General features: G+C 42.5%; 14 protein-coding genes and 2 pseudogenes. 8 read left to right on the top strand and 8 right to left on the bottom strand.

What is annotated here, in order from left to right; translation table 11 throughout:
• Positions 1-110 precede the first annotated feature (110 nt).
• From C7Y66_RS20230 to C7Y66_RS20210, 5 genes are all read right to left on the bottom strand, one after another.
• Entirely contained in the window at positions 111-539 is a 429-nt protein-coding gene (locus C7Y66_RS20230; protein WP_015156239.1) for a F0F1 ATP synthase subunit B', read from the bottom strand.
• Positions 540-719: 180 nt separating this feature from the next.
• Positions 720-965 carry an ATP synthase F0 subunit C gene (gene atpE / locus C7Y66_RS20225; RefSeq protein ID WP_008233924.1) on the bottom strand — a complete coding sequence of 82 codons (246 nt, stop codon included), beginning with the start codon at positions 963-965 and terminating at the stop codon, positions 720-722.
• 100 nt (positions 966-1,065) lie between these two features.
• Positions 1,066-1,827, bottom strand: coding sequence for a F0F1 ATP synthase subunit A (gene atpB / locus C7Y66_RS20220; protein ID WP_015156240.1), 762 nt, complete (start codon positions 1,825-1,827; stop codon positions 1,066-1,068).
• A gap of 56 nt (positions 1,828-1,883) precedes the next feature.
• Positions 1,884-2,327, bottom strand: a complete 444-nt coding sequence (locus C7Y66_RS20215) for an ATP synthase subunit I (RefSeq protein WP_106546973.1) — start codon at positions 2,325-2,327, stop codon at positions 1,884-1,886.
• A 92-nt stretch (positions 2,328-2,419) separates the two neighbouring features.
• Positions 2,420-3,601 carry a bifunctional 2-polyprenyl-6-hydroxyphenol methylase/3-demethylubiquinol 3-O-methyltransferase UbiG gene (locus tag C7Y66_RS20210; protein ID WP_106546972.1) on the bottom strand — a complete coding sequence of 394 codons (1,182 nt, stop codon included), beginning with the start codon at positions 3,599-3,601 and terminating at the stop codon, positions 2,420-2,422.
• A 228-nt stretch (positions 3,602-3,829) separates the two neighbouring features.
• Here C7Y66_RS20210 and C7Y66_RS20205 point away from each other — a divergent pair, with 228 nt between their 5' ends.
• The 6 genes and pseudogenes from C7Y66_RS20205 to C7Y66_RS20180 form a co-directional block, all read left to right on the top strand.
• On the top strand, positions 3,830-4,066 hold the full coding sequence (locus C7Y66_RS20205) for a ribbon-helix-helix domain-containing protein (protein ID WP_106546974.1): 237 nt from the start codon (positions 3,830-3,832) through the stop codon (positions 4,064-4,066).
• A gap of 397 nt (positions 4,067-4,463) precedes the next feature.
• Positions 4,464-5,774, top strand: a complete 1,311-nt coding sequence (locus tag C7Y66_RS20200) for a tetratricopeptide repeat protein (protein WP_106546971.1) — start codon at positions 4,464-4,466, stop codon at positions 5,772-5,774.
• Positions 5,775-6,004: 230 nt separating this feature from the next.
• Positions 6,005-6,226, top strand: a complete 222-nt coding sequence (locus tag C7Y66_RS20195) for a hypothetical protein (protein WP_106546970.1) — start codon at positions 6,005-6,007, stop codon at positions 6,224-6,226.
• Entirely contained in the window at positions 6,227-6,661 is a 435-nt protein-coding gene (locus C7Y66_RS20190; protein WP_106546969.1) for a PIN domain-containing protein, read from the top strand.
• Positions 6,662-6,886: 225 nt separating this feature from the next.
• Positions 6,887-7,144: a hypothetical protein gene (locus C7Y66_RS20185; RefSeq protein ID WP_106546968.1), complete on the top strand. Its 258-nt coding sequence runs from the start codon at positions 6,887-6,889 to the stop codon at positions 7,142-7,144.
• Positions 7,145-7,287: 143 nt separating this feature from the next.
• A pseudogene (locus C7Y66_RS20180) lies at positions 7,288-7,842 on the top strand (Uma2 family endonuclease); the annotation flags it as partial.
• Positions 7,843-8,016: 174 nt separating this feature from the next.
• Here C7Y66_RS20180 and C7Y66_RS20175 read toward each other — a convergent pair.
• Together C7Y66_RS20175 and C7Y66_RS20170 are read right to left on the bottom strand one after the other, a co-directional pair.
• Complete coding sequence (locus C7Y66_RS20175) at positions 8,017-9,252, bottom strand: IS701 family transposase (protein ID WP_106546967.1); 1,236 nt, start codon at positions 9,250-9,252, stop codon at positions 8,017-8,019.
• A 72-nt stretch (positions 9,253-9,324) separates the two neighbouring features.
• On the bottom strand, positions 9,325-9,870 hold the full coding sequence (locus C7Y66_RS20170; protein ID WP_106546966.1) for a site-specific integrase: 546 nt from the start codon (positions 9,868-9,870) through the stop codon (positions 9,325-9,327).
• A gap of 213 nt (positions 9,871-10,083) precedes the next feature.
• On the opposite strand from C7Y66_RS20170, the gene C7Y66_RS31240 reads away from it, so the two are divergent.
• Entirely contained in the window at positions 10,084-10,251 is a 168-nt protein-coding gene (locus tag C7Y66_RS31240; RefSeq protein WP_158265963.1) for a hypothetical protein, read from the top strand.
• Between the two features lie 83 nt (positions 10,252-10,334).
• Here C7Y66_RS31240 and C7Y66_RS33460 read toward each other — a convergent pair.
• Positions 10,335-10,728, bottom strand: a pseudogene (locus tag C7Y66_RS33460) (PadR family transcriptional regulator).
• A 472-nt stretch (positions 10,729-11,200) separates the two neighbouring features.
• Here C7Y66_RS33460 and C7Y66_RS31235 point away from each other — a divergent pair.
• Positions 11,201-11,359, top strand: coding sequence for a hypothetical protein (locus C7Y66_RS31235; protein ID WP_158265962.1), 159 nt, complete (start codon positions 11,201-11,203; stop codon positions 11,357-11,359).
• The last annotated feature ends 290 nt before the right edge of the window (positions 11,360-11,649 follow it).

Genomic DNA, 11,649 nt, shown 5'->3' with positions numbered 1-11,649 from the left:
TCAGTGTAGAGACGTTACATGTAACGTCTGTACATAGTTGTCAGTTATCAGAAATCAGGAGTCAGAAGTTAGAATTCACTGGTTACTGGTCACTGGTCACTGGTCACTGTTTAACTGGTTACTGTTCCTAACAGCTTTTCTACGATTTGGCGACTGAGGGCATCTACCTGTTGCTGCAACGAAGCCATAGCTGCTTGTCGTTGTTGCTCAATTTCTTGAGCTGCTTGTTCTCGTTGTGCTTGGGCTTCTTTTTGTGCCTCTGCTATTTTTTCCGCCGCTATTCTTTGTGCATCTGCTTGAGCGTCGGCAACAACTTTTTGCGATTGACGACGAGCATCTGCTATTTGCTGCTCGTATTCTTTTGCTAATCGCTCTGCTTTCGCCAAACGTTCTTTTGCTTCAACATTATTCGTGCGGACGTAATTATCGCGGTCGTCCAGTGCCTTTGTTAGTGGCTTGTAGAAAATGACATTCAATACAGATGCCAACAGTAGGAACTGCAACGCCATTAAGGGCAAGGTAGCATCAAAATCAAACATTATTTCTCCCCTCTGGCTTGAATGGCTGTTTTCATGCCAAGCAACATCATCCACCCTTTCATATTCTAAAAATCCTCTGTTGTTTGAGAGGCAATTTACACGCGATCCGATTGAAAAAAGTTCTCACTCAGTTGTAGAGACGCTCTTAAGAACGTCTCTACAAAGATAAGAATTTAGGTTTTAGGAAAAGGGGTTAGCAAACAGTAATACTAGGGCAATTACCAGACCGTAAATGGTTAGCGATTCCATGAATGCGAGAGTCAACAGCAGAGTACCGCGAATTTTCCCTTCTGCTTCGGGTTGACGAGCAATACCTTCTACTGCTTGACCCGCAGCATTTCCTTGTCCGATACCAGGACCGATTGCAGCTAAACCGATTGCTAATGCGGCAGCTAGAACTGAAGCAGCAGAAACTAATGGATCCATCTTGATTTTCCTTACTTTGAGTACACAACAAACTTTCTTTTCAGTTGTCAGTTATCAATTAACTCTGACTTCCGACTTTCTGACTTCATCATGAGTTGCTCTAATGAGCCTCATGTTCTTCACCACCATGACCCTCCATCGCCTCATGAATGTATGCTGCTGCGAGGGTAGCAAAAACCAGGGCTTGGATCGCACTAGTAAACAAACCTAATGCCATCACTGGCAGAGGTACAAACAGAGGTACGAGTAGAACTAAAACCGCTACTACTAATTCATCCGCTAAAATGTTACCAAATAGTCGGAAGCTTAGGGAAAGAGGTTTGGTGAAATCTTCCAAAATTGCGATCGGTAACAGAATTGGCGTTGGCTCAATATACTTTTTAAAGTACCCTAAACCGCGTTTGCTAAAACCCGCGTAAAAGTACGCTAAAGAAGTTAACAACGCCAGCGCTACTGTTGTATTAATATCGTTAGTTGGAGCGGCTAATTCACCTGATGGCAACTTAATCAACCGCCAGGGAATTAAAGCACCAGACCAATTCGATACGAAAATAAACAGAAATAGCGTGCCAATAAATGGAACCCAAGGACGATACTCTTTCTCACCAATCTGATTCTTGGTCAAATCCCGAATGAATTCTAGCGCGTATTCCATTAAATTTTGGATACCACTAGGGACTTTCTGGATGTTCCGAGTAGCTGCTATCGAAGCAACTACTAGAATGCCAATCACAAACCACGAGGTGAGAAAAACTTGCCCATGAATTTTGAGATTGCCCAATTGCCATAAAAAATGTTGACCTACTTCCAACGAGGCAAGAGGGAATAAATTAAAGGTGTTTGTGACGCTAAGCATTTGCATTCAAGCAGTTTTCCCAAAAAGCGAGAATGGGGCGATTAATTTTGCGGTTTCCTAACTTATTTAGAGTTAGGAATGAAAGCAGATTGAATCGTATAGAAGATCAGCGTGGCTTTGTAAGTCAGAAACCCCAAAAATATCGGTAGAATCTGTAGTTGACGCAATTGAGTTGCGACTACAATCACCCCAATAAATATGGCAAACCGAGATTTACTCAGTTGTCTTTTTTCTTGACCTAGCCGCTCGACATCTCTAGCCAACATTTTTAAGTAAACCATACCTGTGACTGCTCCGAGCAAATAGTTCAGGGCAGTGTTGAGGGAATAGAAAATCCACACAGAGATAAAAATAACCCCCGTCAATCCAAGGGTGATTGACAGTAATCCTTGGAAGAGTTGATAGAACTCTTGCATTGAGGAAGTCTTTTGTTGTGTGGTAGTGGAACCAGGTTGAGATTCCTCAATTGCAGGTGTTGGTGTTGTTGATTCGTCTGACAAGTTCACAGAAACTCGCAAATGACGCTGACGCTAATGTTTCGACTCTGATGAGCCACGTAGAATCATACCACGTTGCGGTAACAATACTTAAAAAAGAGTTAACCAGGCGAAAGTATGATGAGTTGTTGGGAAAGGAGCGATCGCACTCCCTCCAACCCCAGTTCTACGTTAGCTAAAATTTCACCTATTGTTAACTTGCGATCGCAAGCCTGTAGAAATTCCAGTTCTGATTCTGTTAAGTTAACGATTTGGTAGTCGTAGTTAAACAAGCAGCGACTCGGAAAGCCGTCTATACAAGGATTCAGTTCGGGAATGGCTGCGAGTAGGGCTGCATCTAACGACCAATCGGCTTGCGGTAGCGGTGGACGACCTAAGAAAAATTCGTAATGGGTAACTTCTGGATCTAATAGTTCGATTAAACGATATGTGTGGCGATCGCTCAATCCGCTTGCTCTTTCCATTAATGTCGGATCTTTGCCCAAAAGTCGCTCTAATTGCCAGAAATTCGGATTAGAAAAGCCTAAGAAAGTTAGTCCAGAAGCATCAATTAAATCGAATAATGTATCAATATTGTAGTCAATCTCTTGGGGATGAACGTACATGTCTGCAAAACATTCATCTCGCTGATTTTCCATTGCCCACCGCTCTTTTTCGCGTTTGACAAGACGATTGTTTTCTGGTAAAGAAGCGAATAGTTTTCTACCAATTTGTACGCCATCGCGATAATCGCCCTGTTTGTCATTTTGCAGGAGTGCGATCGCCTGTTGCATTAATTTGATTTCCCAGCGCCCCAATTCTCCATACACGAAGATGTGCATGATTCCACCTGGGGCTAGTTTAGATGCAATGGCTTGAATCCCGCGTATCGGATCGGGTAAGTGGTGCAGTACGCCTACACAATTAATTAAATCAAATTCGCCTGGTAGCTGTTCTGCGTCGTACAAACTCAGGTGATGAAATTCCACGCGATTTGCACCCGATCGCTGACAGCGTTCCCGTGCCACAGCCAAAGCACCCGCACTCAAATCGATTCCTACAACTTGGGCGTGTGAGTTGAGGTGAACCAAATATTCCGTTCCTACCCCCGTACCGCAGCCAGCATCGAGAATGCGGATATTTTGTTTTTGCGGTTTTTGTCCGGTACAGAAGCTATAAGCGGCTAGCCAATTCCAGCGCCAGTTATAGCCAGGGGGCGGTTCGTCAAGTAGCGGTTCTGGAGGAAAGGGATAAGTATCGTAGAGTTTAGCGACAGCAGCACTAATGCTTTGGGAGTCTGACATGGATGGGCTATGAGGGCAGCATCAATGTAGTGTAGCGGAATACGGGTTACAGGTGCTAAGCAAGTCAAAAATCAAAAGTTAAAAGTCAAAAAGTGAAAATGTAGTTCATGTAAGGCTTTTGTCTTCTGTCGAATGAGCGAATCAAATGTGAAACAACATCTTTGTCTTAGCAGTTTAGAGTATGAAACTGGTATAACTGAGATAAATCGACTACTTGAGGAGTTAGTTGTGAAAACCGCTATTTCTCTTCCAGATGCAATTTTTGAACAGGCTGAAGCACTGGCTCAACAATTAGGAATATCTCGGAGCGAACTTTATACTGAAGCATTGAAAGCATATTTGCGACGATATAACAAAGAACAAATTTTAGTGAAACTGAACGAAGTTTATTCTAAAGAGACTTCAGAGTTAGATCCAGTGATGGAAAAAATGCAATATATGTCTCTACCGCTTGAGGATTGGTAGTGTATCGCGGCGAGATTTGGTGGGCAGATTTACTTAATCCAGTTGGTTTGGAACCAGGCGATTGAAAAGATTCTGAATCAATTTATACAAAATTTATCTTCGGAAAATTTTTTACTAGAAACTTTAATAATATTTGATGGAATTCCTGGTTTTCACTGATGGCATTAGAGCTTTATTACTAATATCATACAATCGCTCAAATAAAATTTTTTCAAAACCTTGAGATTTGGTAATCGCTAATAATGGAAAGATAATTGTTTTCCTTAAAATTTGCGAAATTACTTATTCAAATGGGTACTCTAAGTAGAGCAGATGTATGAGGCTTGTTTGACCAAGTACAAAAGCACTCAATATGCAGATGCTTAAAAGTAATTCCTAATATTTTGAAGAGAATACGATGACCTTACCAGAATTTATTGTTGAAGCATCTATAGATGCAATTGGAAATGATGAATTAATTCCCAAAAACATAGTAGGATCTGCTATAGGGGCTGTGGGAGCTTTGGCGACAATTGGAAGTCTGGGTCTTACTGCTCCTCTGGCAATACCTATTGCTTTAGCAATTGGAGCAAAAGCTGGTGCTAAAGGTGAGTCAGCAGTTAAGAAAACTGCTCAAGGTGCAGGCTTAATTGCTGGAAATATTGCTCAAGGGATTGCGGGAGTTTTTTCTAGTTTTCTCGATGGATTTAGAAGCGAAGAAGATTGTTTAAATCAGGGAATAGAAAAACTTCAAAACGGTCAATACACAGAGGCTTTTGAAGACTTTTCTCAAGCTATAGCAATTAATCCTCAATATGCAGATGCTTATTTTTTACGAGGGTGTATACTTTCCGATACTGGCGACTATCAAAGAGCAGTAACAGAGTACACTTATGCAATACAACTTGCACCTAACTATGTTGATGCTTATTTAAATCGAGGATACATTCTGCTTTCTCAAGAAAATTACAAAGCCGCAATTTCAGATTTTACGAAGAGTATTGAACTCGATCCTACTGACGCTAGTATCTATTTTGCAAGAGGTAATGCGTATGTATCGCTAGAAAACTATAAAAATGCAATTACAGACTACAACAAAGTTATTGAAATAAATCCTGACTGCGTTGAGGCATATAGCATTCGAGGTTGTCTACGTTCAGAATTAGAAGACTTCAAAGGAGCGATTGCAGATTTTACCCAAGTCATTAAGTTTAATCCTAGCGATCCTAATTCATACTTTCAGCGCGGTGATGTTTTTGCTGAATTAAAAGATTATCAAAGAGCAATCCAAGACTTGGATAAATCAATTAGTATTGACAGTCACAATATTGATGTCTATTTTAGCAGAGCTTACTCTTATACAGAATTAAAAAAGTACGATAAAGCAATTTCAGATTACGATCAGATTATTTCAATTCAACGTGGCTGTATTGATGCATACTTTGCGCGTGGATGTGTCCGTAGTGAGCAAGGTAATTTTCGAGGAGCCATTGCCGATTTCAACAAAGTTATTAAACTCGACTCTGAATGTACAAATGCATATATTCAACGTGGTTATGCACGAGCTGAAAAAGGAGATAAAGAAGAGGCTGTCGAAGATTTGCAAAAAGCAATAAGTTTCTTGTACAAAGAAAACATACTTGATGATATTCAAGAACTTCAACAGGTAATCCAAAGTCTCCGAAGTGACATAGAAAATACTCCTTGGTGGCAAAAGCGTATATTTTAAATTATCTGGTTAACAAAACCTAAATATACAGATTGGAGAATATAAAATTTTCTCTAGTATACGTAGGCAGATTTATTCATGTAGCCGTAGGTCTTAACCTTACGGCTACTTTTGATATATACCAAAAACGCGATTGCTTTTGGGGGAGTATGTCAGCTTGTGCGATCGCGCTCTCAGGCGATCGGTTATGCTGAGAACAGGAAGTAGTATAGTGCCTGGGAGGATTGAACGTGTCTAGCGTTGAATTTCAAGCCAAAGTTGAAAATGGCAATATTGTTATTCCTGAAGAATATCGGCAAGAATTATCAGAAGTTGCTACTGTAAAGATTGTTATATTGAAGCAGTCTAGAAAACAAACAACTCCATTCGATATCATGGATGAGCTAGCACAAAATCCTGTTTCAATTTCAGGAATTCGCACAATTTCGCGAGAAGAAATGCACGAGCGATAAATGATGGACGAGCCACTTTGTTTTATTGATTCTAATGTTTGGCTTTACCGTTTAACTACCGATCCAAATTCTAACGAGGCTATTGAGGTTAGAAAACGATCTACTGCGATCGCGTTAACTAATAACGTCAATGGTATTGTCAGTACTCAAGTTATAAATGAAACTTGTTCTGTATTACTTAGGAAAGCTGCATTTAAAGAGGAACAAATCCAGCAAGTTATTCAATCTTTCTATAACCGAGTTGCTGTAGTTAAGTTAACTAGCGACATTCTTATAAATGCTTCTGATTTACGAAGTCGCTACAGCTTGTCATTTTGGGATGGTTTGATTGTTGCTACTGCCTTATTTGCAAATGCTGATATTCTGTATTCAGAAGATATGCAAGATAATCTAGTTATCGAGCGACGACTGACGATTGTAAATCCTTTTAAGTAGATGCATAATCTTCTCTAGTTTGCATAAATAGATTTTACTTTTGTAGTCGTAGGTTTTAATCTGACGACTACTTTTGATTTAATATGTGCCAAAAATGCGAAGCGCGAAGCTTAACGGAGTTATCGCTTTTAGGGAAGTATATCGACTTTTGCGATCGCTCTCTTATATTTGTAATAGCTTTGGTAAAATAGTAAGTATAAGCTTTGAAATCCAGAAGCATATATTATGACATTAGCTGAATTATTGCCTGCTATCCAACAGCTCTCTGCAACAGAAAAACTTAAGCTGATTCGGATTTTAGCAGAAGATTTAGATGTGGTAAAAGATATTGCGCCCTTAGAAACCTTCAAAACCTATGAATTACCAACTCCATATGATAGTTTTGGCGCTGGTGCAGTTTTAATGGAAGCACTTAAGCAGACAAAAATAGTCGTCAATAATGTATGTAATTCAAGTAATGAACTAGCTAGAGAATCCCAGTAAATCCTACTAGAAAAATATCGACAACAAGATTTAGAACTGAGATTTTTTACGATTTTATTACCTTGGCGATCGCGATACCTTCGACATAATTCAAGTTTAGCGATCGCAAATAAAGCAGATATTGCTATTACTAGGAGTACAGCATGGCACAGATAGCAGTAGAAATGACTTTAGAAAAGTTTCTGAAGCTACCAGAAACTAAACCAGCTAGCGAGTATATTGACGGACGAATTATTCAAAAACCAATGCCTCAAGGAAAACATAGTAGGTTACAAGGAAGACTCGTCACAGCAATCAATGCAGTAGCTGAACCGCAACGAATAGCACTCGCTTTTCCCGAACTACGTTGTACCTTCGGCGATCGCTCAATCGTACCAGATGTAGCCGTGTTTGCCTGGGATAGAATTCCCGTAGATGAAAATGGAGACGTTGCTAATGTATTTCAGGCTGCTCCAGACTGGACGATAGAAATTCTCTCCCCAGACCAAAGCCAAACTAAGGTAACTGGGAATATTCTTCATTGTCTGGGTCACGGTAGCAAAATGGGATGGCTAGTCGATCCTGACGAGCGATCGCTTTTAGTTTACCCGCTAGGACAGCAACCGCAACTGTTACAAGAACCTACTCAAGTTCTACCCGTTCCCGATTTAGTAGCTATGCAACTCACAGCAGACGAACTATTCGGATGGCTAAGTATTACAGTTGTACTTACATGGATGAGAGACAAGCTCGTTTTTGATAATGCCAATAACGTGCGGTCGCTTGATGAGCGCGTCGCCAAAATGACCAATGTAGGATATGCTCAAGTCGCCAAGCCGTGGGAAACAGTAATCTGTACAACCATCGCCGCATCTCTGGCAGACTCAAGGGAATTAAAGCCCTCGCATCGCTTTGAACTGGGCGAGACTGTTGCTGTTTGAAGGCATCGTCCAGTTTTTTTGGGCATTGACTAGAGGTTCTGTCTGATGACGCAACACAACCAGAAATGCTTGAGCAGCCAACACCAGGGTCATGTGACGTAGCCAACCATGCCAAGAGCGAACTTCGTATTCACCCAAACCTAATTGGTCTTTGGCAATTTTGAAGCACTCTTCGATACGCCATCGTTGTCCGGCAACCGTTGCCATTGTATCTAACGAAGTATCGGCAGGTGCATAGACTTGGTAGTACGTGATGGAACGTGGATCGTCGGGAGCGTTCAGGTTGCGACGAAATAACAGCCAGCGTTTGAAGTCGTGGTCGTTGCAACAATTCACTTCAATTCTTGCCCAATCGTAGTAGCGTTCGCCCTTTGTTCCCAAGCCACAACTGAGTCGCTGCCAGTCCTCTGGGCTAAGGGATGTCGCTAAATCTCCAGCACGATGCTGCTGCCAACCGATGGTCACTGATTGCTTCACCCCAACTGTGAGTAAGTAGGCTTGTTGGTATTCTTGTTCTAGCCACCACCAAAATTTGCCATCACTGCCGTACACCTCATCAGCAACGACCCAGGCAGGACTTATTCCTGCATCAAACGCTGATTCGAGCATCGCTCGTGCCAGCATCGGTTTGGTGGTAAACTCAACCGATTCTGGAACACCTGTTTTTGCCCGTTTTGCGCTATCACTTGCCCAAGACTGCGGTAGGTACAATCTTCGGTCAATCAGGCTGTGTCCGTGAGGGCTGATGTACGCGAGAAACACGCCAACTTGACAATTTTCCATATGCCCAGTACTACCGCAATATTGCACTTGTACTCCAACAGACTGTTGCCCTTGTTTAATGAACCCCGTTTCATCCACTGCTAAGATCGCCGCGTGATTGCCAAGATGTTCCACAACATATGAACGAACCTCGTTACATACAGCATCGGCATCCCAGGCTGCTCGACCTAGTAAATGTTGCAAACGGTATGGGCTATTGTGTCCTACCTGTTCTGCCATTTGCCATCCATTCTTCCGCTCAACCGAGCTTAGTAGTGCCTGGATATAGTCGAAGGCTGCAAGGCGCGCTTCAGCACGAGCAAAGTGCTTGCCCAGTTTTTGCTGAAATGTCTTGAGAGTACCACTCCATTCGGACAGGGCTTCTAACGCAACACCTGTTAGAAACACCTTGGATGTGTCGAGCATTGCTAAACTGTATTTACTTATCAATCTAGTTTAACTTATCTACAACTGTAATACTAAGCGCCAGAGCGTAAACTAAACTAACAAAGAGATCGCCGACTCTACCTGATCTGGCTTCACCTCTAGATAACGCTGAAGAGCTGTGAGCGATTTGTGTCCCGATATTTCCTGAATCACGCGGATCGGCACGTTAGCATTAGACATACTCGTGAGTGCTGTGCGGCGAAATGAATGAGTCGAAGCACCTCTAATCCTCGCTCGCTGGCAAGCAGCTCTGAGGATCAGATCGGCAGCTGCTCTGGTGAGTGGCTTGTCTCCATTGCGTCCTGGAAATAACAGACCAGACGGTGGATCGTAAGCTGCTAAATATCCCTGTAGCTTTGGGTGTGAAGGCAGAGTGCGCGTGGCAATCTTGCCCTTGGTGGTAGATTTACGCAGCGTCACCACACTACCCGCTAAATCTTCAGCCGTGAGCGCCAGCACTTCACTGATGCGACAAGCGCAGTAATAAGCGATCGCGAATAACAGCTTGTCTCTAGAGGTGAGGAAGCCGCGTGTAAATAAGCGTTCCAGTTCGGCTTGAGTCAGGATCTTAGCGCGTCCGTTGCCTTTGATCTTCACTTGTGAGTTTGAGTTTAGATTTACTTCACAATTACTATCCTACGGCAAAGAGTGACTTGATGTTTTCGGTATTTCGTCAAGTCAAAACAAATAGCTCAAACCTAGACTCCTAAACAGCTTGAATCAGATTGTCGCAACTACTCTCAACAACGCTTCCTAGATTTGTTGAGAGTACTTCTCAATTGACTTGGCTCGTCCCCAATGACGTAGAGTTTGGAGATCGCGTCAATCAGTTCCCAACGGGTGACGGGCGGTGATGAATTTTGCGATCGGGAGTTTTGTGGTAGTGGGTTGTGTGGTGAGTTTTTCAAGCGCGATCGCCTCCTAGGTAGTGGGTGGTTGCTTTGTGATGCGCGTGTTGGTTCTGGCAGCGTCAAATAATTGAATAGTTGAGATGTTTGAGATGGGATGGTCGCATAGATGCGCGTTCTTCTAACGGGTTTATCTCTGGGGTTGCTGCATTATCACACGGCAACATCTGTAGACACTTGGGGTTGTTGGGTAACGCTATTCGTCCACTCTTCGGCTAGTTTTTGTGCCTTATCAAGCCATTCGGGGCTGACCGAATACATCCGCCTCGGACGACCGCGCCCATCTATCTACTTTTTGCCAACGAGAAGCGATAACTTCGTTCAGCAACGCTTACGCACTTTCTGCTTCCAGAAATGAAAGCGCCGCGTACAGCACTGTATCGGAAAGACGGTAGTGAGGGTATTCGGACTCTAGCTTTTGAATCAGCCGAGTCCCATAAGATTCCTCAGCAAGCAGAACCGACAGCACGTAACAAACTGCCTGTTCGATTCTTAAATAAATCGGCGGCCCAGCTGTAAAAAACTGAGAAATATCCTCAAGTTTCATACATTAATTGTTTGAAAGCGATCGCGGACTTCATTTCAATCTCACTTTCATTGTTCCCTCAACTTCCTCAACTTTTTGCACTTCACTGCTAATTTTTGATTAGCTCGATTTTTCCCAACGAGCATCGATTTAGTTAAATACTTGTTCTAGTTGCTCTAAACTCCAATAGATCGTGTTGCCACAGGACGATCGGTTAGAGATGAACTGCTTGAAGCTCGAACCCGTGCTAGCTTAGTCGAACCAGCAGAAATTCCTTGCCGTTGTAAGAATGTCGCTCGATTTGGCTTGAATAATTACCGTTGACATAAAGTTAGTGATGATAACTGACAAGAGGGTAACTGATATTCAAAAGCTGGAGAGGCTCTTTTAGCATTAATTAATATTTGTTTATCTAGTGAATTTAGCGAACGAACAAAAGTTTCCTCAACAAGCTACATAGAGAAGCATAACAGGGAGAATTTTCGCTCCCCGTATGAAAGCGCTACTCTTATTTATTTTCTCTCTGCTGGTAGTTCTCGTTGCAGCAGGAACACAAAATGCTTTACCTAATGCTTTACCTACGGTAGTTAGGGTGGGTGATGGTAACACGTTAAGCTTTCGCACTCAGGGAAAGACAATCACTATAAGATAAGATTCGGTGGGGTGTATCCACAGTCCTGAACTGGTTCAGAAGCCTTGGGGAGAGCAAGTCAGAAACAGGCGCTCGGTAGCTTTTACCAGCGTGCTGTGCAGCAGGTAAAGAAAATTAGCCGCGACCGTGATGGAGTAGCTTGTGAGAGCTTGCCCTAGATAGGGAACCAAGTGTTGCAAGAGTTAACTCTGTTTAGATTTGAGTAAATTTAGGCAGATATAGATTGTTGCCAGCAGTTCTCCACCCCTGCTGGCATCGTAGAAAGCGAGCAGTTGCCATAGAGCGAGCCA

This window comes from Chroococcidiopsis sp. CCALA 051 (assembly GCF_003015105.1).
GTDB classification, from domain to species: Bacteria; Cyanobacteriota; Cyanobacteriia; order Cyanobacteriales; family Chroococcidiopsidaceae; genus Chroococcidiopsis; species Chroococcidiopsis thermalis.
Note: the sequence above shows the minus strand (reverse complement) of the source record. Positions and strands in the feature narration are given on the sequence as shown.

Coding starts and splice junctions, on each gene's coding strand:
- C7Y66_RS20230 (WP_015156239.1), bottom strand. CDS start 539: ATGTTTGATTTTGATGCTACCTTGCCCTTAATGGCGTTGCAGTTCCTA.
- atpB (WP_015156240.1), bottom strand. CDS start 1,827: ATGCAAATGCTTAGCGTCACAAACACCTTTAATTTATTCCCTCTTGCC.
- atpE (WP_008233924.1), bottom strand. CDS start 965: ATGGATCCATTAGTTTCTGCTGCTTCAGTTCTAGCTGCCGCATTAGCA.
- C7Y66_RS20175 (WP_106546967.1), bottom strand. CDS start 9,252: ATGCTCGACACATCCAAGGTGTTTCTAACAGGTGTTGCGTTAGAAGCC.
- C7Y66_RS20185 (WP_106546968.1), top strand. CDS start 6,887: ATGACATTAGCTGAATTATTGCCTGCTATCCAACAGCTCTCTGCAACA.
- C7Y66_RS20190 (WP_106546969.1), top strand. CDS start 6,227: ATGATGGACGAGCCACTTTGTTTTATTGATTCTAATGTTTGGCTTTAC.
- C7Y66_RS20210 (WP_106546972.1), bottom strand. CDS start 3,601: ATGTCAGACTCCCAAAGCATTAGTGCTGCTGTCGCTAAACTCTACGAT.
- C7Y66_RS20200 (WP_106546971.1), top strand. CDS start 4,464: ATGACCTTACCAGAATTTATTGTTGAAGCATCTATAGATGCAATTGGA.
- C7Y66_RS31235 (WP_158265962.1), top strand. CDS start 11,201: ATGAAAGCGCTACTCTTATTTATTTTCTCTCTGCTGGTAGTTCTCGTT.